This is a genomic window from Hymenobacter sp. UYCo722, assembly GCF_040547115.1.
In the GTDB taxonomy this organism is placed as follows: domain Bacteria; phylum Bacteroidota; class Bacteroidia; order Cytophagales; family Hymenobacteraceae; genus Hymenobacter.
Map to the genome: position 1 here is coordinate 237663 of NZ_JBEPPC010000003.1, position 26540 is coordinate 264202.

The 26540-nt window shown below is 58.9% G+C and carries 26 protein-coding genes and 1 pseudogene; 14 read left to right on the forward strand and 13 right to left on the reverse strand.

Annotated elements, in window-relative coordinates:
• The first annotated feature begins 391 nt into the window (after positions 1–391).
• The 7 genes from ABIB44_RS10590 to ABIB44_RS10620 all read left to right on the forward strand — a co-directional run bounded on the left by ABIB44_RS10590 (position 392) and on the right by ABIB44_RS10620 (position 7535).
• Positions 392–1075: a hypothetical protein gene (locus ABIB44_RS10590; protein WP_354584632.1), complete on the forward strand. Its 684-nt coding sequence runs from the start codon at positions 392–394 to the stop codon at positions 1073–1075.
• Positions 1072–1365 (forward strand): winged helix-turn-helix domain-containing protein, encoded by a 294-nt coding sequence (locus ABIB44_RS10595; RefSeq protein ID WP_354584633.1) that lies wholly within the window; start codon positions 1072–1074, stop codon positions 1363–1365. The genes ABIB44_RS10590 and ABIB44_RS10595 overlap by 4 nt, the downstream gene beginning before the upstream one ends.
• 69 nt (positions 1366–1434) lie before the next feature.
• Positions 1435–3063, forward strand: coding sequence for a DUF4153 domain-containing protein (locus ABIB44_RS10600; protein ID WP_354584634.1), 1629 nt, complete (start codon positions 1435–1437; stop codon positions 3061–3063).
• A 34-nt stretch (positions 3064–3097) separates the two neighbouring features.
• Positions 3098–3319: a hypothetical protein gene (locus ABIB44_RS10605; RefSeq protein WP_354584635.1), complete on the forward strand. Its 222-nt coding sequence runs from the start codon at positions 3098–3100 to the stop codon at positions 3317–3319.
• A gap of 677 nt (positions 3320–3996) precedes the next feature.
• Positions 3997–4389, forward strand: a complete 393-nt coding sequence (locus tag ABIB44_RS10610) for a hypothetical protein (protein ID WP_354584636.1) — start codon at positions 3997–3999, stop codon at positions 4387–4389.
• A 104-nt stretch (positions 4390–4493) separates the two neighbouring features.
• On the forward strand, positions 4494–4901 hold the full coding sequence (locus ABIB44_RS10615) for a hypothetical protein (RefSeq protein ID WP_354584637.1): 408 nt from the start codon (positions 4494–4496) through the stop codon (positions 4899–4901).
• Positions 4902–5132: 231 nt separating this feature from the next.
• Positions 5133–7535: a transglycosylase domain-containing protein gene (locus ABIB44_RS10620; RefSeq protein WP_354584638.1), complete on the forward strand. Its 2403-nt coding sequence runs from the start codon at positions 5133–5135 to the stop codon at positions 7533–7535.
• A gap of 13 nt (positions 7536–7548) precedes the next feature.
• Here the strand turns inward: ABIB44_RS10620 and ABIB44_RS20525 are convergent.
• The 4 genes and pseudogenes from ABIB44_RS20525 to ABIB44_RS10635 all read right to left on the reverse strand — a co-directional run.
• Positions 7549–7728 (reverse strand): annotated as a pseudogene (locus ABIB44_RS20525) (hypothetical protein); the annotation flags it as partial.
• 309 nt (positions 7729–8037) lie between these two features.
• Positions 8038–8952, reverse strand: a complete 915-nt coding sequence (locus tag ABIB44_RS10625; protein ID WP_354584639.1) for a TIGR01777 family oxidoreductase — start codon at positions 8950–8952, stop codon at positions 8038–8040.
• A 111-nt stretch (positions 8953–9063) separates the two neighbouring features.
• Positions 9064–9723: a GTP cyclohydrolase I FolE gene (gene folE / locus ABIB44_RS10630; protein ID WP_354584640.1), complete on the reverse strand. Its 660-nt coding sequence runs from the start codon at positions 9721–9723 to the stop codon at positions 9064–9066.
• Entirely contained in the window at positions 9716–10123 is a 408-nt protein-coding gene (locus tag ABIB44_RS10635; protein ID WP_354584641.1) for a 6-pyruvoyl trahydropterin synthase family protein, read from the reverse strand. The genes folE and ABIB44_RS10635 overlap by 8 nt, the downstream gene beginning before the upstream one ends.
• Before the next feature lie 263 nt (positions 10124–10386).
• Here ABIB44_RS10635 and ABIB44_RS10640 point away from each other — a divergent pair, with 263 nt between their 5' ends.
• Both ABIB44_RS10640 and ABIB44_RS10645 read left to right on the forward strand, forming a co-directional pair.
• Entirely contained in the window at positions 10387–11094 is a 708-nt protein-coding gene (locus ABIB44_RS10640) for a hypothetical protein (protein ID WP_354584642.1), read from the forward strand.
• 150 nt (positions 11095–11244) lie between these two features.
• The gene (locus tag ABIB44_RS10645; RefSeq protein ID WP_354584643.1) at positions 11245–11649 is read left to right on the forward strand and encodes a hypothetical protein; all 405 of its coding nucleotides are present in this window, start codon (positions 11245–11247) and stop codon (positions 11647–11649) included.
• 108 nt (positions 11650–11757) lie between these two features.
• Here ABIB44_RS10645 and rplS read toward each other — a convergent pair whose 3' ends face one another.
• From rplS to ABIB44_RS10685, 8 genes are all read right to left on the reverse strand, one after another.
• Complete coding sequence (gene rplS / locus ABIB44_RS10650) at positions 11758–12141, reverse strand: 50S ribosomal protein L19 (RefSeq protein WP_354584644.1); 384 nt, start codon at positions 12139–12141, stop codon at positions 11758–11760.
• Between the two features lie 169 nt (positions 12142–12310).
• Positions 12311–12985 (reverse strand): tRNA (guanosine(37)-N1)-methyltransferase TrmD, encoded by a 675-nt coding sequence (gene trmD, locus ABIB44_RS10655; protein ID WP_354584645.1) that lies wholly within the window; start codon positions 12983–12985, stop codon positions 12311–12313.
• A gap of 99 nt (positions 12986–13084) precedes the next feature.
• Complete coding sequence (gene rimM, locus ABIB44_RS10660; protein ID WP_354584646.1) at positions 13085–13651, reverse strand: ribosome maturation factor RimM; 567 nt, start codon at positions 13649–13651, stop codon at positions 13085–13087.
• A 97-nt stretch (positions 13652–13748) separates the two neighbouring features.
• Positions 13749–14294: a 30S ribosomal protein S16 gene (locus ABIB44_RS10665; protein WP_354584647.1), complete on the reverse strand. Its 546-nt coding sequence runs from the start codon at positions 14292–14294 to the stop codon at positions 13749–13751.
• A gap of 197 nt (positions 14295–14491) precedes the next feature.
• Positions 14492–15280: an acyl-CoA desaturase gene (locus ABIB44_RS10670; RefSeq protein WP_354584648.1), complete on the reverse strand. Its 789-nt coding sequence runs from the start codon at positions 15278–15280 to the stop codon at positions 14492–14494.
• A 212-nt stretch (positions 15281–15492) separates the two neighbouring features.
• Complete coding sequence (locus ABIB44_RS10675; RefSeq protein WP_354584649.1) at positions 15493–16203, reverse strand: RluA family pseudouridine synthase; 711 nt, start codon at positions 16201–16203, stop codon at positions 15493–15495.
• 267 nt (positions 16204–16470) lie between these two features.
• Positions 16471–17286: a 3-methyl-2-oxobutanoate hydroxymethyltransferase gene (gene panB / locus ABIB44_RS10680; RefSeq protein ID WP_354584650.1), complete on the reverse strand. Its 816-nt coding sequence runs from the start codon at positions 17284–17286 to the stop codon at positions 16471–16473.
• Positions 17287–17782: 496 nt separating this feature from the next.
• Positions 17783–20962 (reverse strand): putative LPS assembly protein LptD, encoded by a 3180-nt coding sequence (locus tag ABIB44_RS10685; RefSeq protein ID WP_354584651.1) that lies wholly within the window; start codon positions 20960–20962, stop codon positions 17783–17785.
• A gap of 220 nt (positions 20963–21182) precedes the next feature.
• Here ABIB44_RS10685 and ABIB44_RS10690 point away from each other — a divergent pair, with 220 nt between their 5' ends.
• The 5 genes from ABIB44_RS10690 (at position 21183) to ABIB44_RS10710 (ending at position 25680) form a co-directional block, all read left to right on the forward strand.
• Positions 21183–21902 carry an N-acetylmuramoyl-L-alanine amidase family protein gene (locus ABIB44_RS10690; RefSeq protein WP_502916493.1) on the forward strand — a complete coding sequence of 240 codons (720 nt, stop codon included), beginning with the start codon at positions 21183–21185 and terminating at the stop codon, positions 21900–21902.
• Positions 21903–22015: 113 nt separating this feature from the next.
• A complete protein-coding gene (locus tag ABIB44_RS10695) occupies positions 22016–23017 on the forward strand; it encodes an MlaD family protein (protein WP_354584653.1) in 1002 nt (333 codons plus the stop codon).
• Positions 23018–23162: 145 nt separating this feature from the next.
• Complete coding sequence (locus tag ABIB44_RS10700) at positions 23163–24791, forward strand: acyl-CoA carboxylase subunit beta (RefSeq protein WP_354584833.1); 1629 nt, start codon at positions 23163–23165, stop codon at positions 24789–24791.
• Positions 24792–24830: 39 nt separating this feature from the next.
• Positions 24831–25394: a hypothetical protein gene (locus ABIB44_RS10705; protein WP_354584654.1), complete on the forward strand. Its 564-nt coding sequence runs from the start codon at positions 24831–24833 to the stop codon at positions 25392–25394.
• Positions 25395–25437: 43 nt separating this feature from the next.
• Positions 25438–25680, forward strand: a complete 243-nt coding sequence (locus tag ABIB44_RS10710; RefSeq protein ID WP_354584834.1) for a HigA family addiction module antitoxin — start codon at positions 25438–25440, stop codon at positions 25678–25680.
• A gap of 127 nt (positions 25681–25807) precedes the next feature.
• Here ABIB44_RS10710 and ABIB44_RS10715 read toward each other — a convergent pair whose 3' ends face one another.
• On the reverse strand, positions 25808–26296 hold the full coding sequence (locus tag ABIB44_RS10715; protein ID WP_354584655.1) for a Spy/CpxP family protein refolding chaperone: 489 nt from the start codon (positions 26294–26296) through the stop codon (positions 25808–25810).
• Between the last annotated feature and the right edge of the window lie 244 nt (positions 26297–26540).

Consider the following 26540-nt stretch of genomic DNA (forward strand, 5'->3'; position numbering starts at 1 on the left):
AATATTTTTGGGAATTTCGATTCCCAAAATGGCTTGCTCCAATCAGCCGGAATTATTGCTCAAGGCCGCTGATTATCAGGCCTGAGTTAACTCTGCCGAGGTTGATTTCTCCGGTGGCCTGGCCGCTATTCCGATTTCGGGAGCTACTAGAAGTGATATACCGGCGGCAAAAAGCCGATTACAGGGGCTATCACAAAACTCAAGTCACCCTTCGTGATGGCGTACGCACCCAGTAAAAGGGTGCCCAAGGTGTTTGAATACAGCCACAGCATTGCGCTATGCAATGGCTGATTAGCAAATGCTTTCACTGACTGATAAAAATTTATCGAGCTGCCATGCAAAAGTATCAACTCTTTTATTCAACTTTGCATCACAAAGCACTTCGATAATTATGAAGCCCGCCGCCACCTCCGACCCACTCGCTCAACTGTCTGAAATCCGCGCCATCATGGAGCGCAGCTCGCGCTTTCTGTCGCTCTCGGGCCTGAGCGGGGTAGGGGCGGGCGTGGTGGCACTGCTGGGCGCGGCCGCCAGCCACTTCTACCTGCAACGCCAGTTTCCGGACGGCTACCTGCGCCTGCTTAGCGCCTCGGCTACGGAGCGGCAGGCGGCGCTGCCGGCGCTGCTGCTGCTGGCCGGCGGCATGATTGGGGCTGCGTTGCTGCTGGCATTCTTCTTCACGCGGCGACGCACCCACCGCAGCGGCCTCTCGCTGTGGAGCGGCCCGGCGCGCCGACTCGCGGTGGCCCTGGCCGTGCCGCTGGTGGCGGGCGGGCTATTCTGCCTGCGCCTGTACCTGGGCGGCGACGCTGGCATGGTGGTGCCTGGCCTGCTGCTGTTCTACGGCCTAGCCCTGCTCAATGCCAGTAAGTACACGCTGGACGAAATTCGCTGGCTGGGCCTCACTCAGATTGGCCTGGGGTTGCTGGCCATGCTGCAACCCGGCTGGGGCTTGATTTACTTTGCGCTCGGCTTTGGCCTGGGCCACATCGGCTACGGCCTGCTGATGTACAACCGCTACGAGCGGCCGGATGCGGCCGGCACGCCGGCGGCCCACCCTCCGGTATCCGCGTGAAGCACCTCATCCACACTCTCAACAAAGCCTTCGACCACCGCGTGCGCCTCGGCGTAATGGCCGTGCTCATGGCCAACGATTCGGTGAGCTTCAACGACCTGAAGGAAGTCCTCGACCTTACCGACGGCAACCTCGCCAGCCACGTTGCGGCCCTCGAAAAGGCCGAATACGTGCTTGTGAGCAAGCAATTCATTGGCAAAAAACCCAATACTACTTACACTGCTACCGCCGCCGGCAAAACCGCTTTTCAACAGCACCTCGCGACTTTAGAAAAGCTCCTGCGACCATAATTTTTGCAATTCAGCGTTTCGGCGCTCTCTTTTTTGCTTATTTACTTTGAATCACAAAGTTCTTTAAAAATGAATCCTTCCCTACAACCTGGCGGCGAATGGTCTGTGCCGGCCCAAGTCGTTGCCGCCGCGCGCCCGCCGCTCACCGCCGTTCAAAAGCTGCTGCTGCCGCTGGGCGTGTTTTTATTCGACTGGTTGTTCTGGCGCGAGCGGGGCGGCCTGAACATGCTGGTATTTAATGTATTTATCGTGGGGGCGCAGCTGGTGCAGCTGCCGCGCCACGCGGCGGCCCGGCGCTCGGGCTACTTCTGGCTGATGGTGGTTGGCAGTCTGCTGAGCGGCGGAATGATGGCCGTATACGGCTCGGCGGTGGCGGCGCTGGCCTGCTCGGTGTCGGTGCTATTGCTGCTGGGTTACGTCAATCAGCCCTCGCTGAAACTGCTGCTTTATGCTGGCCTGACTGGTTTGGGTAGCGCGGCCGAAGCCTGGCTGCGGGTATTGCGCGGCGTGCGGCCCCCGCAAACGGCCGGCGCGGGCGTGCGTCGGAGCTGGTTCTACGGCCGGCTGCTGCTGGTGCCGCTGGGCATTCTGGGCGCGTTTCACGGGCTGTTCGCGGTGGCCAACCCGGTGTATGCGCGGCTGAGCAGCCGGGTGCTGGACGTGCTGGAGGAATGGCTGCTACGGCTGCTGCCCGATATTTCGTTGGGCCACCTACTGTTTCTGGGGCTGGGCTTCGTGGTGGCGGCGGCCGTGGTCGTAGCGGTGCCCGTGTACTTTTTTGCCGACCAGGAGTCGGGTTTCGGGGAGTTTGTGCGGCGGCAGCGCGACCGGGTGGCCTCGTTGGCTGTGCGCCGGCCCGATTTCCGCCTGAAAACCACCAAGGCGCTCGATTTGCGCAAGGAGTACCTGGTGGCCGTGGCCGTGTTCGGGCTGGTGAACGCGCTGCTGCTCGTCGTGAATGCCATCGATGTGCGCTGGCTGTGGTTTGGCTTCGAGCCCGGGCCGGGGTTCGACCTGGCGCAGTTCGTGCACGAAGGGACCTACGTGCTCATTTTCAGTATTCTGCTGGCAATGGGAATTGTGCTGTGGTTTTTCCGGCGCAACCTTAATTTTTACGCACCCGGGCTGCGGGTGCTGCGCTGGGGGGCCACGGTGTGGGTGCTGCAAAACGCGGTGCTGGCCGTTTCGGTGGGCCTGCGCAACTACTATTACATCCTGAACAGCGGCGTGGCCTACAAGCGCATCGGCGTGTGTTTCTTCTTGCTGCTGGTGTTCTTCGGGTTGGCGACGGTGCTGGGTAAAATCTGGCAGCAACGCTCGGCTTATAGCCTCGTGCGGCTGAATTCGCTGGCCTTGTACGCGGTGCTGCTGCTACTGGCCGCCGGCAACTGGGAAGTGTGGATGACGGAATATAACCTCCAACCGCGCTTCCGCAGCGTCGATATCGGCTTCCTCCTCGATATGCCCGACCGCACCCTGCCCACGCTGCTGGCCCATCGTGCCGTCCTCGACCGCACCACCCATCTCACCGTGAACGCCGAGTACGGTACCTCCGCCGTCATCGACGCTTCCGAAGCTCAGCGCCGCCTCGACCTGGCCGTAGCCGCCGCCCGCGCCCGCTACACCGAATACGACCATTGGCAAGGCTTCACCTGGGCCGATTATCAAGCGGCCCAACAGTTAGGTCACCACGAATAATCTTGATTGTCCGCTAACTCATCCCTGATTTAACATGACCACGCTCCCTCAATTTGCCCTCACCTTCCTTGGCGTCCTGTTCTGCATCGGCGACGTGGCCGCGCTCGGCTTGCTGCTAACCTGGCAGGAGCGGGCCCCCTCGCCCGACCTGCGCTGGCGGCGCCTAGTGCGCGGTGTGCTGCCCGGTACGGCCGTGCTGCTGGGGCTGCTGCTGCTGGCCTTCACGCAACTCATGCTGCTGTGGTCGCGGCAGTAGCGCCCGCGCCATTCGCACTGGTTTCCACCCGCCGCCCACGATGACCATGCCCTGGTGCAAATACCTACCGCCCGCGCCGGCGCTACCGCGCGCACTGTGGCTTACGGGGGGCGCGCTGCTGCTGGCGCTGCTCAGCTATGGGTTTCGGGCTGAGCTCTGGCCGGGCCATCCGGCCGCCGGGGGGTGGAGTCTGGCGCTGCTGCCGTTGCTGGTGGTGGTGGGCCTGTTGCAGCTGTTAGGTGCCTTAGGCTGTTGGCCGGCAACCATTGCCGGCCCGGGGTGGCTGCGCCTTTTGGTCCGGGTTGGGGTGGTAATAGTCCAGGTTCACGTGGCGTTGTTAATAGGGGCGGTATTATTGGGAAGCCTTATTGCGTTGGCAATCCTATCCTGAAAATGGAGCCATTGGCGTGACCTGCTCATTTAGGGATAGGGTTACTCCGTTCCCCATCGTCGCATTCAATCCCTTCTAAATTGACTCCTACAAAGGCCAATGGCGTTTGCGGTGATAATAAATTGAGTAGCTAAGAGTCAAGAAGTCAATAGGTAGTATAGCTGTTGATAGCGACTTCTAACAAATCGAATAAGCATTAATTCAAGTTTATTGCTTAGCTTGGCGGCCCGTTAAGCATCCCACTCCGGGAATTGCTTGTCACGCCTCCTCGCAAGCTTTCGTCGATATGCCCCGTACGCTGCTGCTGCTCGTGCTCCTTGTTGCTTTGCTGCTGGAACTGGCCCTCACGGGCGGCGCTTTCTTCGCCCCAGCCTTCACGCTGAAGCAGTTTGGCGTGCCCTACGTGCCGGATACTAAGTTTCTGGCCTATATCGTAGGCTGGCTGTTGCTGTTCGTGTCGCTGGTAGCGGCGGTGGCTTTGGTGCAGGTGCAGCGGCGGCGGCCGGGCTTTGCCACCTGGTGCTACCTGCTGGGTTTGTGGTGGATTGGCATCGGCATTGGCATCTATTTCGCCTTTGGCAAGCCCGATAACCTGCTGCTCGATTCGGTGAAAGGCCTGCTTATCGTCGTGCTCACCTGGCGCTGCCAGGCTGCCCGCCTCATGGCCCGCCGCTACTAGCGCGGAATCAGTATCTTAGCGGCATCTGGGTTTGTCCGCCCGGGTTTGCGCCAATGCCCGCTTCACATCTGCATCTGCCGTCCGCAATTCCCAAGCTTTCGCGTATGGGCCGATTTTTGGCCAGCGTACAGATACTGAAAGAAACGCTGAGCATTATTTTTCTGGGTTTGCCGCTGGTAAAAGCCGCGCCGTTGGTTCTGCTTTCGGCGTTGCCGGGCGTGGTGCTCTACCTCATGCACTGGCACCTGGCACTGGGCCGGGCGGGCCGCATTTTTGCGGCGGCCATCTGGGGCTTCACGCTGCTTGATGAGCTGTGGGGGCTATTTCTGTTTCAGGAACTCGACTCGCCCACGCGCGCTCAGATTCGCATGCTGCATTGGAGCTACTTTCTGGGCCTGGGCATTATTCTGCTGGCCCTGGGCGAGTTAGCCTGGAGCTGGCAACGCAACCGTAGCCGCGCCCGTCGCAACGTGTACCATCAGGCGCTACTCACGGCCCGGCAGCGGCGCTAACCGGCGGAGTACCGCAAAATTTGATTCCGCGACTCGCGCAGCGCGTTTGGGTGGCGGGCTCTCGTTTCCGATGATTGAATGCTGAGTGCGCAGAGCGAAATAAAATTTCGGAGCAATGGTGCCAAACGACGCTTACCGGCAGGGTGAATTTTCCGGTTAGGGCGGGGCAACGGGTATATTTGCCGTTCTTCGCGGCGGGGTTCCGGTCCCGCTTCCCACCTGCTGCCTCCTATGGCCGACCTCAAAACGTCCCCTTCCGCTCCCTCATCCGGCCCCAAGAAAACCAAGCCGCGCCGGCGTTGGCCCGTGCGGCTGGCCAGTTGGGCCTGGGTCGGATTTGGGCTGATTGTGATTCTGTTTTTGGTGTATCCGTTTCTGGTGAGCACCAACTTTCTGTTCCTGTTCGGCAAGTCGCCCAGCCTTTCCGACCTCGAAAATCCCAAAGTCGAGCAAGCTTCCGAAGTATATACTTCCGACGGCGTGCTCATCGGCAAGTACTTCCGTGAGAATCGTTCGCCGGTGCCGCTCAGCCAAATGTCGCCGCTGCTCATCAAAGCCCTCATTGCTACCGAGGACGTGCGCTTCTACAAGCATTCGGGTATCGACCTGGAGGCCGTGCTCGGTGGGGTGTTTGCCTCGTTGCGCGGCGAGAAGCGCGGGGGCTCCACCATCACCCAGCAACTGGCCAAAAACCTCTACAAAATCCGCCGCCAGCAAAGCCGGGGCGGTTTGGGCTATATTCCGGTGGTGAGCACCATCGTGGCTAAAACCAAGGAGTGGCTCACGGCCGTCGACCTCGAACAGCGCTACACCAAGGAGGAAATCCTACGCATGTACCTGAACACGGTGGAGTACGGCTCCAGCGCGTTCGGCATTAAAGTGGCGGCCAAAACCTTCTTCAATACCTCGCCCGACAGCCTCAAGCCCCAGGAGGCGGCCATGCTGGTGGGCGTGCTCAACAACCCCACGGCCTACAACCCGCGCTTCCATCCGGCCGCCGCCCGCCGCCGCCGCAACGTGGTACTCGACCGAATGGGCCAGGCCGGCGTGCTGCCCGAAGACCAGATTACGGCTTTGAAGGCAACCCCCGTCGAACTCGACTACCACGTCGAGCGCCATATCGATGGCCCCGACACTTACTTCCGCAGCGCAGTGAGCCAGTTTGTGGATACCTGGTGCGACAGCACCGGCCACGACATGTACCGCGACGGTCTGAAAATCTACCTCAGCATCGATTCGCGCATGCAGGCCCACGCCGAAATGGCCCTGCACGAGCGCATGAAAGCCCTGCAACGCCAGTTCGACAACTTCTGGCGCAATCGCGGCTCCAACCCCTGGGTTGATGACGAAGGCCACGAAATCCCCGACTTCATCCTCACCCAGATGAAGCGCACCGAAAGCTACAAAACCCTCGCCAACCACTTCAAGAACCAGCCCCAGCGCCTCGATTCGGCCCTGAATGCCAAGCGACCCATGAAGGTGTTTACCTGGAAGCACGACGACAACGACACCACGCTGGTGATGTCGCCCCTCGATTCGCTGGCCTACTACAAACACTTCCTGCAGTCGGGTATGATGTGCATGGACCCCTTCACCGGCCAGGTTAAGGCCTGGGTGGGCGGGCTCGACTACCGCTTTTTTCAATATGACCACGTGCGCCAGGGCAAGCGCCAGGCCGGCTCCACGTTCAAGCCCTTTGTGTACCTGACAGCCCTCGACAACGGCTACACGCCCTGCGACCGCATCCGCGACCAGCGCGTCACCATTAAGTACACCGAAAACGGCCAGCCCATGGAGTGGCAGCCCGACAACGTGACCCGCGAATACACCGGCATCAACATGACGCTACGCCATGCCATGGCCCGCTCAGTGAACTCCGTGACGGCCCAGCTAACCGAGAAAGTGGGCTGGGACAACGTGGCCAAATACGCCCACAAAGTCGGCATCACCTCGCCGCTGCTTTCGGTGCCCAGCATCGGCCTGGGCTCGGGCGGCGACGTGAGCGTATACGAAATGGTGGACGCCTACAGCACGTTCATGAACACCGGCTTCCGCTCCGAGCCCCGCCTCGTTACGCGCATCGAAGACCGCAACGGCAACGTCATCAAGCAGTTCGACCCTGCCCAGAAGCGCGCCATCTCGGCCGAAACTGCCTGGCTGATGACCTACATGCTGCGCGGCGGCATGGAGGAGCCCGGCGGCACCTCCCAGGCCCTGTGGGACTATGACCTTTGGAAAAACGACAACCAGATTGGCGGTAAAACAGGCACCACCAGTAACTATTCCGACGGCTGGTACATGGGTATGACCAAGGACCTGATGACCGGCGTGTGGGTAGGCGGCGAGGACCGCAGCATCCACTTCGTGGGCTCGCAGCAGGGTGAGGGCGGCCGCACCGCGCTGCCCATCTTTGGCAAGTTCATGGAAATGATTTACAAGGACAAAGAGTTGGACTACACCCCCGGTCAATTTCCCAAGTCCTCCGTCAAAATCAGCAAGAAGTACACCTGCGTGTCCGAATCAGAGCCCACCCGCCGCCGCGCCGAAGCTGTCGACACCATCGCCGCCGACAACCTGCTGGAGCAGATGAACAACGGTGGCACCGTGCCCGATAGCGTGAAGGGCGTCCGCTAGTCCTGATTAAAAATTAATCAGCTCGGCCCTCCCATAAGGCCTGCCAAACGGGAAGGTATTCAGAAGGTAATAAACTCTGGGAGTGTCTCGCTTTCTCGGATTTGCCGGCCATGTCTACATGCTCTAAGAAGAAAACGTACAGCGCATTTTCTGTAACGCCGTCCACTTTTGCCACTACGTAATGGAAAAAGTCGAATAGCTTTTTTTAGTAAATCGAACTGTCCTGTTTGAATAAGTTCGTTGGCATACCTAGCCATTGGACTTATCTGTAAGTGAATTAACCCAGCGTAATTCTCATCAAGTACTTCCTTTGCTAGCAATAGGAGGAAAACTTCTCTTGAAAGGGGCACTTGAAGAATAACAAAATGCACATTGGAAGCCATATTGACAAGGTAGCTAAAGTGAGAATATTATTCTCAGCCAACCTGATTGGATGCTCACCAGAAGCCATATTACGGCTTGAGGATATACCAGCTGCGCATTTACTCTACTCTGCTCTACTCTACTCTCCCCCGTACAGCGCCCGCAGTGCCCCGCGTAGCTCCGGATACTCGTACCGGAAGCCTTGGCCCAGCACCTTGGCCGCGCTCACGTTCTGCGAGGCCAGCACGATTTCGCTCATCTCGCCCATGGCCAGCTTCAGGCCGAAAGCCGGCACCTTGGGCAGCAGCAGCGGCCGGTGCAGCACCTCGGCCAGCACTTCGGTGAAGGCCTGGTTGGTGGCGGGGTAGGGGGCTACCGCGTTGTAGGTGCCCTGCCAGTTCGAATCATCCAGCATGGCGATGAACAGGCGGCATAAGTCGTCGATATGAATCCAGGACATGTACTGCCGCCCGCTGCCCAGGGCCGCACCCGCACCCAGCTTCATAGGCTTCGCAATCTGAGGCAAAGCCCCACCTTTGGTGCTCAGCACCACGCCAATACGCGTAATAACCGTCCGGATGCCCAGTGCCACGATGGGCGCAGCCGCCAACTCCCACTGGTGCGACACATCGGCCAGAAAATCGTGCGTCGGCAGAGCGGGTGGGGTGTCTTCGGTCACCAGCTCGTCGCCGGCATCGCCGTAAATGCCAATAGCTGAGGCCGAAATAACGCCCCGCACGTGGTGGCCGGGCCGGGCCAGCTCGCGGGCCAATAGGGCCAGGCCGTCCAGCCGGCTAGTCATAATCTCGCGCTTGCGCTCGTCGGTCCATTTGCCGTCGGCCACACTAGCCCCGGCCAGGCTCACCACGTAGTCGGCATAAGGCACAGCTGCCTCGTCAATCGTTCCGGCACTAGGGTCCCAGCGAAAGCTGCGGAAATGGTTGCTCTTGGCCGGTGAGCGGCTCAACAGGGCCACCTCGTAGCCACTATCAATCAGCATTTCGGCCAGCCGCGTACCAATCAAGCCAGTGCCGCCGGTGATGAGAACCTTCATTTTCGATGGTTAATGGTGAATGATTAACAGTTAATTGGGAACGGGTGCAGGAATAGCACAGGCTAAAGCCAAAACATTAATCGCTAACCATTCACTATTACTTGCTACTTACTACTTGCCAATTTGCCGCAGAAACTCCTGCCGCAACGATTCGTCGGTCGCAAACCGGCCGCTGTACTCGCTCGTAAGGGTGCTGCTACTGGTATCGTTCACGCCGCGGCTCATTACGCATAGGTGGTCGGCCTCGATGAGCACGGCCACGTCGTCGGTGCCCAGGCTTTGCTTCAGCTCCTCCGAAATCTGGCGCGTTAGGCGCTCCTGCACCTGGGGGCGGCGCGCGTAATACTGCACCACGCGGTTCAGCTTACTCAAACCCACTACGTTGTCAGCGGGCAGGTAGGCTACGTGTGCCTTGCCAATGATGGGCACAAAATGGTGTTCACAGCACGAAAACAGCGTAATGTCACGTTCTACTAATAGCTGGTGGTAGTCGTAACGGTTTTCAAATAGCCGCACATCGGGCCGGTTCTTAGGGTCGAGTCCTTTAAACCACTCCTGCACGTACATTTTGGCTACGCGGCGCGGCGTTCCGGCCAGGCTGTCGTCGGTCAGGTCGAGGCCCAACTCGCGCATAATGGCCTCGAAGTGGCCGCTGATGGCCGTAATTTTCTCTTCCTCGCTTCGCGCAAAAGCGTCGGGGCGGAGGGGAGTGCGCAGGCTGGCGGGCAACTGCGAGTCGGGGGCCGGGCGTTGCCCGGAAGCGTTATCCATGATATTCGACAAAGTTACGGTCCGTCTCGTAGAGCGTGACCGAAAGGGTCAGCCCAGCGGCCAGGTGTGGTCGCAGGCGCTGCCAGATAACCACGGCAATGTTTTCAGCCGTGGGGTTAAGGGTGCGGAATTCTTCCGTGTCCAGGTTCAGGTTCCGGTGGTCGTAGCGGTCGAGCACTTCCTGCTTAATGAGGTCGCTCAGGCGCTTGAGGTCATACACGTAGCCCGTGTCGGGGTCGATGGGGCCGGTCAGACGCACGGTCAGATTGTAGTTGTGGCCGTGGTAGTTCGGGTTGTTGCACTTGCCAAAAACACGTTGGTTTTGGTCGTCGCTCCAGGCTGGGTTGTACAGGCGATGGGCGGCGTTGAAGTGCTCGGTGCGGCAAACAGTAACTTGCATAGGCGAACTTAACCCAGCAATCGGTCCTTTGTTCGGACCTCGCATGGGCTAGGGTGGAGAAAACGATAAATATCCTCAAAAATTGAACCCAATAAACTTTAAGTTTGACTAAATAAATAAAAAACCTGAAAATGTAAAAAAATAGGAGGGTATCCGAATTTGCATCGAATAAAGGTCCTAAATTTGAAAAGCCGGATAACGGTATCCATCTAATCAATTAGCCGACTCTCTTTTCTTTAATGCTTTCTTTAGTTGTTATCCCCATGAAACGTAGTTTACTCATCCTACTTCTCGTATGCGTGGCAGCACTGAGCAGTTATGCTCAGAAATCTCCTGTAGATGAAGCTGATAAGTCGATAAATAGTATCCCCCGCAAAGGCCAGCAGGTAAGCATGCAGCTCGACAGCCGCCGTGTCGAAACGGCCTGGGTTAAGCAGCTAGGCGATAAGTTCGGCAGCAAGCTGAAGAACAACAAAGGGGTACTTACCCTCGATGGGGTGGTGATTGATGAAATTGCACCTAACCCGATTCGGGTTATCAGCAAGGTCGACGCCTCGCCCACGGGCACCACAGTATGGTGGAGCATCGACTTGGGCAACGCTTACCTTGGCAAAGAAGCCACGCCCGTGCAGTGGAAGTCAGCCGAAAAATATCTCAAGGATTTCGCTCGCATGATGTACCGCGAAGACCTGGCCTCGCAGATTACCGATGCTGAGAAATCGCTGGTGAACTCGCAGAACAACCACACGGCCGTGATTGCAAAGCAGGAAACCATCAAAAAAGACATTGATAAGAACAAAGCCCGCAAGCTCGAAATCCAGCAGATGCTGGCCTCAAATGCCGCCGAATTGCAACAGCTCAATAACCTTATCGACCTTAATCTGAAAGAGCAGGAGGCTGCCCGTGCCGACATTGTGAACATGCGCATCGCGCTGGAGTCCGTGAAGGAGCGCATCAACAAGATTGAGTAGTCTCAACATCACGAGTAGCACTTACAGGCCCCGTCGGATACCGGCGGGGCCTGTTTGTTTTTGGGGCAGCGCCAACCCTGTCGGGAAAACTACGTTGGCACAGATAGCAGCCCCATGCTGCTCCACTCATCCAACCCAATCACCTTCCCCATGGAAAAGACCGAAGTTCAAAACCAGGTACACCTCGATAGCGCTATTCACCTCCTCGCCGGCGACCTCTCCGAATTAACCGACCGCGCCGGCCTCGACAATCAATTTCAGCGCTGGATTGAAGACCTGAAAGCTGCCAACAATCCGGCCTTCCATCAACTGGTAGTCGACCTGCAGGCCCTAAAGGCGCACTTTGGCAGTGGCTCGCTCGACGTTAGCGTGATTGCCCCACTGCTGGCCCGCTTGGGTACCAACACGACCCAGGCCGCCAATTTTGCGGAAGGCAACACTGCTCCACGCGTGGCCAAGCTCGGCGAAACGTTGTCAGCCGTGGCGCAGCAGCTGAAAGGCGGCTCGGCTACTCCGGATGGCATTGTGCCGCAGGACATGTCGTCGCACGACTAAACGGTTAGCCAGGCAGTGCCAAATGGCGCTGCTGCAAACCCAAAAAAGCCGGCCCCACGAATGGGGCCGGCTTTTTTATTGCACTGCAGCTGAGTAGCTGCGATATGCTTAGGCTGCGGTAGCCTTGGCTACTGGGTTCAAGCGACGCTCTTTGATACGAGCCTGCTTGCCCGACAGGCCACGCAGGTAGAACAGACGGGCGCGACGTACTTTACCGCGACGGATAACCTCGATTTTCTCGATGTTAGGCGACAGCAGGGGGAAGATACGCTCGGTGCCGATTTGGTTCGAAATCTTGCGAACGGTGAAGGTTTCGCCATTCGAGCTCGGGTTGCGGCGCTGAAGCACCACCCCCTGAAACTGCTGAATGCGCTCCTTGGCACCTTCACGGATTTTCACATGCACGTTAATCGTGTCGCCGGCAGCGAAGAGTGGGAAGCTGGCGCGGCGCTCCTGCGATTCGGCCTGGATAAAGTCAAGTAGTACGCTCATGGCTGAGAAAATTGCGAAAGACGGCGCCGCCGTCGGGAATTAGTATTTTATCGAAACGGAGCGCAAAGATAGCGCTTTCCGGTGAGGTTAGCAAGCATTTTGTAGAACATGCTTCCGCTTGTTCGCTGATTTGCTGTCAATTCAACGACTGCGCAAGCTAAAGCAGGCGCTATTGAAGCAAATCGGGGCGGCGAGCCTGCGTGCGGGCCAGCGCCTGCTCGTGCCGCCACTCTTCAATTTTGGGGGTGTTACCCGAAAGCAGGATTTCCGGCACGGCCTGCCCGCGCCACTCGGCGGGACGGGTATAAATGGGCGGGGCCAGCAAATCATCCTGGAAAGAGTCGGATAAAGCCGATTCTTCGTTGCCCAGCACGCCCGGCAGCAGCCGCACCACGGCATCAACCAAGATGGCCGCGCCGAGCTCACCGCCGCTCAGCACGTAGTCGCCCACGCTGATTTCATGGGTGATGTAAGTTTGGCGGACACGCTCGTCGATGCCCTTGTAGTGGCCGCAGAGCAGGATGATATTTTGCATCAGCGACAGCCGGTTAGCCAGCGGCTGGCGCAGGGTTTCGCCATCGGGCGTGAGATAGATGATGGCGTCGTAACCGCGCTGAGCTATCAACTCATCCATCCACGCGGCGATGGGCTCGACGCGGAGTACCATGCCGGCCCCACCGCCAAACACGAAATCGTCAATCTGGCCGTGCTTGTTGATGGCTTTGTCGCGCAGCTGATGGACGTGGATTTCGGCCAGTCCCTTATCCTGCGCCCGCTTCACGATGGAGTGGGCGAAGGGGCTGACGAGCAGCTCCGGCAGGCAGGTAAGGATGTCGATTCTCATTTTTTAAGCTGTTAGCCAATTGCTGTCAGCTGTTAGCTTACTCCTGTTTTTGGGAAGACTTTGGGAGCTAGAAGCTAACGGCTGGCAGCTGAAAGCCAGTTATTCGGCTTCATCCTGCTGGCGGGTACTGGGCTTGAGGTACACGTCGAGCAGGCCGTCGGGCAGGTTCACGTAAATCTCCTTTTTGGCGTGGTCAGCGTGGCTAATCAGCTCATCGACTACCGGAATCAGTACTTCCTGGCCCTGGTAGCTCATGGCCAGCATATCCTGCTGGGGCAGCTCGTAAAAGTTTTCCACGGTACCCAGCGGGCCCAAATTTTCATCTACCACGGTGAAGCCGATGACATCGTGGAAGTAGAATTGGTCTTCTTCCAGCTCGGGCAGGGCAGCCAGGGGTAAATGCAGCTGGGAGCCGCGCAGGGGCTCAGCTTCCTCAATGCGGTCTATACCGCGCAGCTTGATGAGTACTTTGTTGCCCGACTGAAGCTGCACCTTTTCGATGTGGTGCTCCACGAGCTTGGTGGGGGCACCGGCCAAGGTAAGGTACACCGTTTTGAGCTTGGTGTAGGCCGAAGCATCGTCCACATCGAAGTGCGCCACCAGTTGGCCACGCAGGCCGTGGGTTTTGATGAGGTAGCCGAGCTGATAGGTTTCGTCGAGCGTCATAAGTGGTGGGGGAGGGGATAACGAAAAAGCGTTTGAGGGTTGCCAGCCGGTCCGGCTCACAACTCCCAAACGCTTTCGGTTTTCAGGTACCTAAGAACTACTCGGCAGCAGCTTCGGTCGCTTCTTCGGCCGGAGCCTCAGTCGCTTCTTCAGCGGCCGGAGCGGGCGCGTTGGCGGCCAGCAAGGCAGCAGCCTTCTGGCGCTGAGCCTCGGCGCGGCTGTCCTTTACCTTGGTTTCGGCGTCGAAAGCGGCTTTCTTGGCGGTTGCCTTGGCATCATCGAGGCCAGTGCGCTTGCCTTCGATTTTAGCGTCTTTCTCGTCTTTCCAGGCACCGAAACGCTGGTCGGCAACTTCCTGGGTGATGGCACCCTTGTCGACACCCAACTGCAGGTGACGACGGTAGAGTACGCCGCGGTAGCTAAGCATGGCCCGAACAGTGTCGGTGGGCTGAGCACCGGTCATCATCCAATAAAACGCACGGTCAGCGTCGTAGTTGATGGTGGCTGGGTTGGTTTGGGGGTTGTAGGTGCCAAGCTTCTCGATGAAACGGCCATCGCGGGGAGCGCGGGCGTCAGCTACTACGATGTCGTAAGTCGCGGCCTTTTTGCGGCCACGGCGGGCGAGGCGGATTTTAACTGCCATAAACCGGTGGGGTTGTGTGACGGAGCTCGTCCGTCGGGTTAGGGTTTCCCGAAATTGGGAGTGCAAAGGTAGCGTTTGTTCAGGGCATTAGCTAGGTTCGAGCACAAAAAAAGCCCTGGCGCGGGGCCAGGGCTTTAGAACGTCATGCTTCGACAAGCTCAGCATGACGTTCAATCGTGGATGACAGTCGTTATTACCTATGCTGCCATGGCTTCGCGCTTGGGCTTAGCCAGTTTCGACATCGTGTTTAAGTTCATGTTTTTGCGCTTAATCTTAATCACGCCGACCTTATCCAAGCCCCAGATAGCTACATAAGTGGGGTCGAATTCCCACCACTTAACGCCGAAGTTGACGCGCATGGGCAGCTTGTGGTGATTGTTCTGGAACAACTCGCCGAAGGCCAGGAAATCGAGCGCCAGCGTGTTCTTCGACTTATCGCGGTTGTCGAAGTTCTGATAGCCGTATTTGTGGCCACCCCAGTTCACGATTGCTCCGTGAATAGGACCCATCAGGAAATGAACAGGCAGCAGTAAATACTGCCACCAAGCGGTGGCAAAGTTGATGTAGAACAGCACGTAGGCCGTGCCCCACCCGAGGCGCGAATACACCGTGCCACCGAATTTATCGAGCCAGTTCCACTCCGGAATGTCGCCTTCGAAGCGCTTGGCACCTTCGTGTTCGTTATTCACGACGTCGTTGTAAATCACCTTGGTCTTCCACATCATATCGAACGCATTATTCGAGAAGTGGGGCGAGTGCGGGTCCAGCTCGGTATCGGAGTAGGCATGGTGCATGCGGTGCAGCAGCGCGTAGGCCCGGGGCGAGAGAAAGCTACTGCCCTGGCAGATGTAGGTGAACAGGAAGAAAAACTTTTCCCAAAAATTGTTCATCGTAAACATCTTGTGCGCCGCGTACCGGTGCAGGTAGAATGTCTGCGTGAACAGGGATAAGTAATAATGGGAAACGAAAAAAATCAGAATAGCCATATAAAGCTGGAATAATGAAGCTGACCGTACAAGTAAAAGAGCCCTGCATAGGTTCAGCTCCGACAATACAAAATTACGGCCGTGGAGAGCTCAGCAGGGTTTTTGGGCTGGAAAGGCCAAAATCTTGCACGTAGCGCAGCCTCTAGCGCAATGACTGTGCCGGGTAGCTCACCGCAAGTTCTCGGCCCGGCTACCCCGCCAAGGGCGGCGGGCTACTTATAGTACTCGCGGGCGGCGTCCCAGTGCGGGGCGTCGGGCAGGGGGGCTACGATGGTGAGGGCGTCTTTCGTAACGGGGTGCTGCAATTGCAGCTGGCGGGCGTGCAGGGCAATGCTCACGTCGGGCAGCGGGGCGATAAAGCCATACTTCACATCGCCGATAATGGGCGTGCCGAGGCCGGTGGCCAGCTGGGTCCGAATCTGGTGAGGGCGACCGGTAATGGGATTTATCTGGAGCAGGTAGCGGTTGCCGGCCATGCCCAATAGCTCGTAGTTCAGCTCGGAACGAAGGCCCTGACTGTGGGTTGAGGGGTAGGCTTTGGTAACGTTGCGAATGGTATCCTTTACCAGCCAGTGCACCAGCGTGCCGGTTTCGGGCACGGGCGGCCGGCCGGTGAGGGCCCAGTAAGTTTTGTGCATCTTATCGTCCCGAAACATCTCGTTCAGACGGCTCAGGGCCTTACTGGTTTTGGCCAGGATAACGATGCCCGATACCGGCCGGTCGATGCGATGGCATACGCCAACAAAGGCTTCGCCAGGCTTCTTGTACTTGAAGCGCAGGTACTCGGCGGCTTTTTTGGAGAGGGGCTCGTCGCCGGTGGCGTCGCCCTGCACGAGGATGCCGGCGGGCTTGTTGATAACGAGCAGGTGGTTGTCTTCGAACAGAATTTCTCTGCCTTCGGACCAGAGGTTGGGACGATTCACGCGGCGGGAACGGGCGGGATATTGGACTAATAGCAGGGGCGGGCCGGGGCCCCTCGGGGGCTACCGCACGTCGTCAGACCACACTCACCGGGCGCTCCGCTCTTGCTGTTGATGCGGCGAAGATACGAAGTGAGGCGGGAGTGCCCCGGTTCAGGTTTGTCAACTGGTTAGCGCCTGTCATCCTGAGCGGAGCGAAGGACCTTGTCACGGTACGTTGCACCGTGACAAGGTCCTTCGCTCCGCTCAGGATGACAGACGTTGACCATCCTAGTAGCCCTCTTCCTTGCTCGGAAACTCGCGGCTTTTCACGTCGGCCACGTAGTGCTGCACAGCTTCGGTCATGATGTCGTGCAGCTCGGCGTAGCGGCGTAGAAAACGCGGTTTGAACTCCTTGGTGATGCCCAGCAGGTCGTGCACCACCAGCACCTGGCCGTCTACGTCGGGGCCGGCCCCGATGCCGATGACGGGGATGGTGAGTTCTTCGGCTACCTGCTTGGCCAGCGAGGCGGGGATTTTCTCCAGTACCAGCCCAAAGCAGCCGATTTCCTGGAGCAGGCGGGCATCTTCGAGCAGCTTCTGGGCCTCGGCTTCTTCCTTGGCGCGCACGCTGTAGGTGCCGAATTTGTAGATGGACTGCGGCGTGAGGCCGAGATGGCCCATCACGGGGATGCCGGCCGTGAGAATGCGTGTAATGCTGTCTTTAATCTCGGACCCACCTTCGAGCTTGATGCCGTGGCCACCCGATTCCTTCATGATGCGGATAGCCGAGCGCAGGGCTTCGGAGGAGTTGCCCTGGTAGGAGCCGAAGGGCATATCAACCACCACAAAGGCGCGCTTCACGGCGCGTACCACGCTCTGGGCGTGGTATATCATCTGGTCGAGGGTGATGGGCAGGGTGGTTTCGTGGCCGGCCATGACGTTGGAGGCCGAGTCGCCGACGAGCAGCACATCGATGCCGGCTCCGTCGAGAATCTGAGCCATCGAATAATCGTAGGCCGTGAGCATGGAGATTTTTTCCCCCCGCTCCTTCATGGCGAGCATCTGGTGGGTGGTAACGAGTTTGATTTCCTTGTGCTGGGACATGGGAATGGGCGCGCGGGGCGAGAGAACGTAATGGGTAGCCGTTTGGCGGGGCAAAGCTGGTAACAATTTCGTTACCCGACGCGGTACGGGCAGCAAAAAGCCCCTGGCCGAAGCGCAGGGGCTAAATGCAGAAAGCCTGATTCGCTGACGAAATGCTTATGCCGAGAACCCGCTGGCCGAGGGCTGGCCAGGAACCGCTGCCGGAGTAGCAGGTTCGGCAACGCCGTCGGTAGCAAGGTCATCTAGAAATACTTCACTTTGCGGCCGGGACTCAGTCAGCAGCTGAGTGAAAAATATGGTTCGGCTAACGGGCGCAGCCGTGAGCAGGGAATGCGTGTTTGTTGAGTTCATAGCAGGGAAAAGGTTATAAGTTAACCAAATAAACTGCTATTTAATGGGATAAGTTACCGGCGTTTCGCGGAGGGACTGCTTTTCTCTACCAATGGGCCAAAACGCCCGGTCAGTGGCACACGGCGGCCGGTTAGTAGCCTGCACACTACTGGTACTGGGCGTAGCGATTGCGGTTCAGCTTGAGGTCCTGCAACAGGCTGCTCTTGGCCGCAATGGTGAAGTTGTAGCCCTTGGTGACGCCGAACGGAATCCAGGTGCCATTAATCTGCCAGCAGTGCAGGTCGCGGAAGAAGCTGACGTTGGGGTAGGTAATGGTCTGGTGCGTGATGTCGTAGCCGAGGTTGTAGGTCAGGCGCAGGTTGGGCGTGAGCTTCACGGAGCCCGTCACGCCCACCGTGTTCAGGGCCAGAATGGGCGGGCGATTGTTTGGGTTTTGGTTCAGAAAGGCCGAAGTGAGGGGAATCGTATTGGTGGTGTAGCCGGCGGCGTAGGTCAGATTCAATTCCCACGGAATCTCAAAATCAATGTAATCGGCGTAGAAGTTGGTGGGGCCCACCGTGCCGAGGGTGGGGTCGTTGCTGGGGGCCACTACCCGGCGCACTACGCTTTTTTTCTTGCCCGTGGAGGGGTTGAAGGCGTAAGTGGCACCGAGCGTGGCCGACGACAGGCGCAGCACCTTGCGGTTGTCGGCCTGAAACAGATACCGGTCAATTTCCACGCCCTGGCTGTTGCGCTGGTAGGGCGAGAAACTGGCCCCACTGTTTAGGTTGAGCTTCTTGGCAATCTGGGTGCGGAACTGCACGTTCAGGTTCGACAGCTTGCGTTCAACCGCGGCGAAGTTATAGCCCATGTTGAAATCGAGGCCGTCAATCACGCTCACCTTGCGGAAGGGGTTGGTGCCGGTGGTGTCCTTGTCGTCGCGCACCTTCAGCTCCACGTTGTTTTGCAGGCCGAAGGAAATCTGGCTCTGGGGGGCTCCGCCGGGCACGCCGTAGAGAAAGCCCTCGTAGCTGTTGAGGTAGCCGTTGCGCACGGCATCGGTGAGGAGCAGTTGGTTGAGACCGGTTACGCCCTGGTAAAATTCACTGCCGCGCTGGTACACCGGCTGCGACTGTGGGTAGTAGCTGCCGGCCGTGTAGGCATCGGGCGAGAAGCTGTAGTTGACGCTGGGCGTATGCTTAATGCGCAGGGCCTGGATTTTGTGGGTGCCGCGCCGCACCACCGTGCCGTAGATGGTCGTATTGAGGCTGGCCCCCAGCGAATAGGCTCCAATGCGGTTGAAGCCCCGCACGGTATCGATGCGCACGGCCTGGGCCAGGGGCACGTAGGAATACTTCAGGCGCTGGCCGTACCACACCTCGCCGTAGCCCACCGAAGGGTTCAGCTTGAGGTGCGGCCCCAACGAAAAGGAACCCACCCCAATGTTGAACTGGTGCTGTATGCCGTTGCGGCCATTGCTGAGCAGGCGCCCCAGGTTATTGAAATTGAAGGGAATGCGCGTGAGCTCGGCCCCGCCGCCCAGCAGCGGGAAGCCGCTGGTGAGCGCGCGCGGCTGCACCGCGTTGCTGAACTCGTTGCGGGCCGTGAGGTTGTAGCTGACGGTGAACTGCTCGTAGAACATGGCTCCGAGCTTGCCGCCCGCGCCGGGCTTGATGCCAAACCACTGATAGGGGTACTGCCGGGCCACGCCCACGCTCACGTCGGGCAGCGTGAAGGTCATGGTGCCGTCGGTGCCCTGGGCCTGGCTCATTTTCACATCGAAGTTGATGGGCAGGTAGCGCAGCTGCTTCGCGTAGCCGATGCTGGAGCTGTACTGAGTAGCCAGGTAGCGGCGCGCGTCGAGGCTGTTGATGCGGTTGAAGCTGCTGGTGCCCGCGTTCACGCTGGCCGTGAAGCGGCCGCCACCGGGCTTGGGCACGGGCGAGTGGTTCCAGGTAACCCAGAACGAGTTGCTGGACGGCGGCTGAATGTAGGTCTGCCCCACGTTGGCCGAGCCGTCGTTGCCCAGAATAATGGGGTTGGTCGGGCGGTTCGAAAAGCGCAGGTTGAAGTTGCCCTGAAAGGTGTAGCGCTTCAGGTAGGAAATGTCGGCCGTGGCTCCGAAACCGCCGAATTTCTGGTTGTTACCGGCATAAATGTCGCCCGTCAGGCGCACGCCGATGTAGTCGTTGGGTGCGAAATAATAGCCGCCGTTGGTGAGGTAGTAGCCCCGGTCGGCGGCCTGCCCGAAGGTGGGGATGAGCACGCCCGAGCCCCGGCTTTTGTTGGGCATCGGAAAGAAGCCGAACAGGAAGCCCAGCGGCGTGGGCACATCACCAATTACGAGATTGAACGGCCCGGTCACCACTTTCTCGCCCGGAATCACTTTCATCTTCCTGGCCTGGATGTAGAAGTGCGGGTGCTCGAGGTTGCAGGTGGTGTAGCGGCCGTTCAGCCCGTTGATATTGCCGTTGGGCAGGCGCTTGATGGTGGCCGCGCTCACAAAGCCCTCGCCCTGGGTGGTCACGGCGTCCGTCACGCGGGCTTTTTTGCTCTTGAAATTGTAGGCAATGTTGCTGGCCGTGTAAAGGCCGCCGCCGTCCTTCAGCACGGGGCGGTCGATGAGCCGGTTCTTCACCGAGTCCATTCGGCCTTCGGCCTGCATGGTGTTCTCGCCGTAGTTGACGGTGATGAGGGCGGCCTTGAGGTCGGTGTCGCCGTAGTCCACGCTGGCCTTGTTGTAGAGGCGGGCCACCTTCTGCGTCACGTCGAACTGCATCGAGTCCTTGGCGGTGTACTTAATAGTGGTAGCCACCTGGCCTTTGGGGCGGGCCGCCACGCGCAGCGAATCGGCGCGGCGGGTGGTGTCGGCAGGCAGGATAGCGGTGCCAATAAGGAGCGGGCGAGACAAAGTGTCGGGCACGGGCTGGTGCGACGCACCGGGTACCCGCGACTGGCCAGCATTGCGCACGCCGGGCGGCGGCGGCCCCTCGGGGTCGCGCGGGTCGACGGAAATGTTGCGCACCGGGGGGGTAGGGGCACTGCCGGCCCGCTGGCCGGGTAGGGCACGCGGAATGGGTCGGGGGCGTGCGGTGGTTATTGTGTCCTTAGCGGGCAGCGCGGGCTGGGCCAGAATGGCTTTCACGCGGGCCTTGCGGGCCTGTACCTTGGCCTTGTGCCCGGATTTGGGTGTGGGCGTAGTCTGGCCCCTGGCCGGGCCGGCCAACGACAGCAGTAACCCGATGAGCAGCAGCGCCGCCAGCCACTGGCCCACTAGCCAGCGAAGCTGCGGGGAGTAGAAATGCCGAAATCCGGCTTCGGCAAAAAGACTAAACCAGAGAGGCAAAGTATAGCAGCAGTTAAATTCGTTACTTTTGGGGCTTGTACAAAGGTAGCAGGTCGCTACCGCCCCTTCAACGAACACCGTGCGGATTATTGTTATCTGGGCCAGTGTGGCCCTGCTGCTGCTGGGTGCTGCCACCGGCGAGTGGAAAGCCGAAGCCCAGACCACGCCCGATTCCAGCCGTACTGCCGTACCGGCCGACTCGGCCCGCGCCCCCGCCGACCTGCCCAACGCGCCATACCGCTACCGCCTGCGCACGGTAGTGCTCGATGCCGGCCACGGGGGCAAAGACCGGGGCTGCGCCGGAGCCAGCGCCCGCGAAGCCGACGTAGCCCTGAGCCTGATTCTGGCCTTGGGCAAGCAGATTCAGGAGAATATGCCCGACGTGAAGGTGATTTATACCCGCAAAACCAACGTGTTCATCGAGCTCGATGAGCGCGCCGCCATCGCCAACCGCAACCACGCCGACCTCTTTATTTCCATCCATTGCAACGCCGGCCCCAGCCAAAGCCACGGCACCGAAGTCTGGACGATGGGCCTGCACAAGACCGATGCGAACCTGGGCGTGGCCCAGCGCGAAAACGCGGTAATTCTGCAGGAAAAAGACTACAAGAGTCGCTACAACGGCTTCGACCCCAGCTCGCCGCAGTCGCACATCTTATTCTCGCTGTTTCAGTCGGCCTACATCACCAACAGCCTGCGCTTCGCTCAGCGCATCGAGCGGCAGCTGCGCACCAGTGTCAGCCGCCCCAGTCGGGGCGTGAAGCAGGCGGGCTTCATCGTGCTCTGGAAGTCGACTATGCCGTCGGTGCTCATCGAGTCCGGCTTTCTCACCAACCCCGCCGAGGAGCGGTACCTCAACGATAAAGCCAACCAAACGTATATGGCCGCGGGCATCTACCGGGCGTTCCGCGAATACAAACGCGAGCTCGAAGGCGGCTAACCCAACGGCTACCTAACTAAATAATTGACTAGGAAAGCGGAAACGACTGCAGCCCCGTACGTTGTTGCGCTCAACCCGCCCTCACCCGTTCATCACAATCATATCTTTTTCCCGTGTCTAAAGAAATAAAAGTCGGCCTGCTTGCCATTGTAGCTATTGCGGCCCTCGTTATCGGCTACAACTTTCTGCGCGGTAGCAACATTCTTTCCTCCAACCACACCTATTACGCGGTCTATCCCAAGGTCGACGCGCTGAATGCCGGGGCGCAGGTTCTGCTGAACGGCTATAAAGTAGGCCAGGTAAAAAGCCTTGAGCTTCAGCCCGACAAGAGTAACTCGGTGCGCGTCGCCATCGAACTGGACAAGGGCATTGTGGTAGGCGACTCCACAACGGCCAGCTTGGGTGGCTCCCTGCTGGGCTCGAAGGCTATTACCCTCACGCTGGGCCAAAACTCGAAGGTGTATACCGGGGGCGAGGAAATTCGCACCGTCACGCCTTCCAGCATTGCCGATGCCTTTCAGGCCAAGGCGCTGCCCGTGCTCGACACCGTGGGGGCCACGCTGGCCAACATCAACGCTTTTCTGAATAAAGATGCCCAGACCAATATTCAGGGCACGCTGCTGGGGGCTCGTGGCAGCGCCGAGGCACTGCAAAAGCTTCTGGTGGCTAATCAGGCCAACATTGCCGTCATTACCCGCAACTTTGCCCAGATGAGTACCGCGCTTAACCGCACCACCGGCAAGCTCGATAAAATTGCCGTCAACTTCTCCCAGTTGTCCGACTCGCTGAAAAACGCACCCGTTGGCCCGGCCCTGCGCCGCCTAAATGCCACGCTGGCCGATGCCCAAACCACCGTGAAAACCCTGAACACCGCCCTCAACGACCAATCGGGCTCGATGGGTAAGCTGCTGCACGACTCGACGCTCTATAATAACTTGGCCGCCACCACGGCCGCTTCCAACGACCTGCTGGTCGACTTCAAAGCTAACCCCAAGCGCTACGTGCACTTTTCGGTATTCGGCGGTGGTGACAAGAAGAAAACCGAGGTGGAAACCAAAATGACCAAGCCCAACGGAACTGTCGTGGAAACCGAGAAGAAAACAACGGTAAAATAGGGCCCGCATCATCCTGAGCCGGCCAATTGCCAGCTTAGGATGATGCGGAAACGCGCGACTCAACATTCAGACCCGTACCTTTGAAATCCGCTTTCGGGCGGATTTTTTTGTGCCCATTCCCTCCCAATCCCACCCCGCTCATTTTATGAACGTCGAGTTCAACCGCAACGAAGACCAACTCAAGCAACTTAGCTTCAACCTCAGCCAGAAGTTTCAGAAAGTAGCCCTCGGCGGCGGCGAGAAGCGCATTGCCGCCCACAAGGCCAAGGGCAAGCTCACCGCCCGCGAGCGGATTGAATACCTCCTCGACAAGGGCGCGGCCCAGGTCGAAATCGGCGCATTTGCCGGCGAAGGCATGTACAAGGAGGAAGGCGGCTGCCCCGGTGGTGGCGTGGTGGTCATTATCGGTTACGTGGCCGGGCGGCAGTGCGTGGTAGTGGCCAACGATGCCACCGTCAAGGCCGGCGCGTGGTTTCCCATCACCGCTAAAAAGAACCTGCGGGCCCAGGAAATCAGCATTGAAAACAAGCTGCCGATTATCTATCTCGTGGATTCGGCGGGCGTGTACTTGCCGATGCAGGACGAGATTTTCCCCGACAAGGAGCATTTCGGCCGCATCTTCCGCAACAACGCGGTGATGTCGTCGATGGGCATCGTGCAGATTTCGGCCATCATGGGGCCCTGCGTGGCCGGTGGGGCCTATTTGCCCATCATGAGCGACGAGGCCATGATTGTAAACGGCACCGGCTCAGTGTTCTTGGCCGGTTCCTACCTGGTGAAGTCTGCCATCGGCGAAACTATTGACAACGAGGCACTGGGCGGCGCGAGCATGCACTCGGAAATCTCGGGCGTGACGGACTACAAGTTCGACACCGACGAGGAATGCCTCACCCACATCCGCAACATCTTCGATAAGATGGGCGGGCAGGCCACGGCTGGTTTCAGCCGTGCCACCCCGGCTAAGCCGAAGCTCGATGAGCAGGAGCTGTACGGCACGCTGCCCGCCGACCGCGTGAAGCCCTACGATATGATGGAAATCATCAATCGCCTCGTCGACAACTCCGAATTTGAGCCCTACAAGGACCTGTATGGCCAGACGCTCATCTGCGGGCTGGCCCGGATTGATGGCTGGGCGGTGGGCATCGTGGCCAACCAGCGCAAAATCGTAAAGAGCAAGAAAACCGGCATGCAGATGGGCGGCGTCATCTACTCTGACTCGGCCGATAAGGCGGCGCGCTTCATCATGAACTGCAACCAGAAGCGCATTCCGCTGGTGTTTTTACACGACGTTTCGGGCTTCATGGTGGGCTCGGCTTCCGAGCAGGGCGGCATTATCAAGGACGGCGCGAAAATGGTGAATGCGATGGCCAACTCGGTGGTGCCCAAGTTCACGGTCATCGTGGGCAACAGCTACGGAGCCGGCAACTACGCCATGTGCGGCAAGGCCTACGACCCGCGCCTTATCGTGGCCTGGCCCACCGCCCAGCTCGCGGTAATGAGCGGTGCGGCGGCCGCCAATACGCTGCTGCAAATCCAGGTGGCCTCCCTCAAAGCCAAGGGCGAGGTCATTACCCCCGAAGCCGAGAAGGAGCTGCTTGACCGCATCAAGGCCCGCTACGAGGAGCAGCTTTCGCCCTATTACGCGGCGGCCCGCCTCTGGGTCGATGCCGTGATTGACCCGCTGGAAACCCGCAAAGTCCTTTCCGAAGGCATCGCGGCTGCCAACCACGCGCCGATTGAGAAGGCGTATAACGTGGGGGTGATTCAGGTGTGATTAATTGATTGTTCTGTAATTCATTACTGCGCTGCCATCATGGAGCACTGGTACAGCGAAACTCTCCGCCACATCCTGACGGCGGTCGTTACATCGGCGGTGACGTACGCGCTGCTGCGACAGGCAAAACGGGTGCCCGCGCAGGATGCGGCGGGTAATTTGGTGCTGCGGCAGCCGCCACTTTACCGAGCGATGGGGTTAATATCGGCTGCCATAGGTGTAATTATGCTATTCGGCACCTTGTTGAGCATTAATTGGGAGCGAATGCGCTACGACGCGCACGAACAAATGGGATTTGGGGGAGCCATGCTCGGGGCACTCCTATTCTGTGGGTTGAGTGTTCCTATATTACAGGCTAGCGCCACAGCCCTAACGCTAACTCCCCTGGGAGTGGCCAGCAACGGGCCGCGAGGGCAGCACACGTTTTTATTGTGGCACGACATCACTGCCGTGCGCTACAACTTGCTCACGCATGAGTTGAAAATCTCTACGCCGCAGGCCTGTATCAAGGCAGGGCGCTACCTAATAGCATTTGACCGGCTGGTGGTTGAACTGACGCACCGCTTGCGTTTGACACCTATTCAAATGGGGCTGCCCGCTTAGTTACCGGGGCGAGACTAATGCTTTATCTGTGAAAACTGCTTTCATGCTGCGCCTGCCCAACATCCACCCCGGCGAAATCTTGCAAGAAGAATTTCTCAGCGAGTTTCCTGTCACCGCCTACCGCTTGGCCCAGGACTTGCGCATCCCCCAAACCCGCGTGGCGGCCATCCTGAAAGGCAAGCGTCGCATCACCGCCGACACAGCTTTGCGGCTGGGGCGTTACTTCGGTAACTCACCCAAGTTCTGGCTGGGCTTGCAGGATGATTACGATGTTGAAGCTGAGTAATTAATCGGTGGTTCAGATATTGAGGACATTCCACAATTCGCAGGTTTAGCAGCCTAAAAACCTGCTCAAACACAACGCCCCGACCAAACCGGCCGGGGCGTTGTGTTTCTCAGCGAGGCGCAAGCGCCTAGTTATCGGTTTTTACCTTCACCTTATCGCCATCGGCGGTTTTGGTCTTCATCTTCTTCACGTCGGAAGTATTGCCCGCGCGCATGTCGCGGTCATTCTCCATGCGGTCGGCCTGCAGGGCGGTGAACTTGATGTACTGGTCAGGGGTGAGGGCTTCCTTGAACTGGGCATCGTACTTGGCGCGCCCGGCCTGCATTTGCTCGCGCAGCTGGCCGCGGTTGCCGCCGTCGCGGGCCTGGCCGCGCATAGCCTGCATTTCCTGGGTGCGGGCCAGCAGAATGGCCTGCACTTTGGTCGCTTGGTCGGTAGTTAGGCCCAGCTCTTTGCTGAGGCGCTCGGCTTGGCGCTTGGCCATCTCATCGGGCGAGCCCTGCATGCGGCCGCCGCGGCCTTGCATGGCGTCGGTATCGGGCATGGTAGTTTGGGCGGCGGCGGTGCCGACGGTGAGGGCTAAAACAGCCAGCAAGGGAAATAGGAGCTTTTTCATTGGAAAACGAAAGCGAAATTGGTGGGAAAATGTAGTGGCGACGCTTGTTCAGGAACAGCCCGTTTGGCTTGGACCGAACAGTACTCCGCAGGATTAATGCGCGGGCTGAGCGGGAGTCGGCACGGCGGCCCCGGGGCAGCGCACCGGCTTTGTCTGCCAGAGTAATTGCAAACCGCCGGCCACAACCCGCCCCCTTATGCAAAAGGTGGACGGACGGGCCGGAAACCCCGACCAATCCGTCCAC

Coding starts and splice junctions, on each gene's coding strand:
- trmD (WP_354584645.1), bottom strand. CDS start 12,985: ATGAGAATCGACATCCTTACCTGCCTGCCGGAGCTGCTCGTCAGCCCC.
- ABIB44_RS10605 (WP_354584635.1), top strand. CDS start 3,098: ATGACCACGCTCCCTCAATTTGCCCTCACCTTCCTTGGCGTCCTGTTC.
- rimM (WP_354584646.1), bottom strand. CDS start 13,651: ATGACGCTCGACGAAACCTATCAGCTCGGCTACCTCATCAAAACCCAC.
- ABIB44_RS10715 (WP_354584655.1), bottom strand. CDS start 26,296: ATGAAAAAGCTCCTATTTCCCTTGCTGGCTGTTTTAGCCCTCACCGTC.
- ABIB44_RS10645 (WP_354584643.1), top strand. CDS start 11,245: ATGGAAAAGACCGAAGTTCAAAACCAGGTACACCTCGATAGCGCTATT.
- ABIB44_RS10590 (WP_354584632.1), top strand. CDS start 392: ATGAAGCCCGCCGCCACCTCCGACCCACTCGCTCAACTGTCTGAAATC.
- rplS (WP_354584644.1), bottom strand. CDS start 12,141: ATGAGCGTACTACTTGACTTTATCCAGGCCGAATCGCAGGAGCGCCGC.
- ABIB44_RS10705 (WP_354584654.1), top strand. CDS start 24,831: ATGGAGCACTGGTACAGCGAAACTCTCCGCCACATCCTGACGGCGGTC.
- ABIB44_RS10665 (WP_354584647.1), bottom strand. CDS start 14,294: ATGGCAGTTAAAATCCGCCTCGCCCGCCGTGGCCGCAAAAAGGCCGCG.
- ABIB44_RS10610 (WP_354584636.1), top strand. CDS start 3,997: ATGCCCCGTACGCTGCTGCTGCTCGTGCTCCTTGTTGCTTTGCTGCTG.
- ABIB44_RS10710 (WP_354584834.1), top strand. CDS start 25,438: ATGCTGCGCCTGCCCAACATCCACCCCGGCGAAATCTTGCAAGAAGAA.
- ABIB44_RS10670 (WP_354584648.1), bottom strand. CDS start 15,280: ATGGCTATTCTGATTTTTTTCGTTTCCCATTATTACTTATCCCTGTTC.
- folE (WP_354584640.1), bottom strand. CDS start 9,723: ATGGATAACGCTTCCGGGCAACGCCCGGCCCCCGACTCGCAGTTGCCC.
- ABIB44_RS10635 (WP_354584641.1), bottom strand. CDS start 10,123: ATGCAAGTTACTGTTTGCCGCACCGAGCACTTCAACGCCGCCCATCGC.
- ABIB44_RS10700 (WP_354584833.1), top strand. CDS start 23,163: ATGAACGTCGAGTTCAACCGCAACGAAGACCAACTCAAGCAACTTAGC.
- ABIB44_RS10625 (WP_354584639.1), bottom strand. CDS start 8,952: ATGAAGGTTCTCATCACCGGCGGCACTGGCTTGATTGGTACGCGGCTG.
- ABIB44_RS10620 (WP_354584638.1), top strand. CDS start 5,133: ATGGCCGACCTCAAAACGTCCCCTTCCGCTCCCTCATCCGGCCCCAAG.
- panB (WP_354584650.1), bottom strand. CDS start 17,286: ATGTCCCAGCACAAGGAAATCAAACTCGTTACCACCCACCAGATGCTC.
- ABIB44_RS10600 (WP_354584634.1), top strand. CDS start 1,435: ATGAATCCTTCCCTACAACCTGGCGGCGAATGGTCTGTGCCGGCCCAA.
- ABIB44_RS10615 (WP_354584637.1), top strand. CDS start 4,494: ATGGGCCGATTTTTGGCCAGCGTACAGATACTGAAAGAAACGCTGAGC.
- ABIB44_RS10640 (WP_354584642.1), top strand. CDS start 10,387: ATGAAACGTAGTTTACTCATCCTACTTCTCGTATGCGTGGCAGCACTG.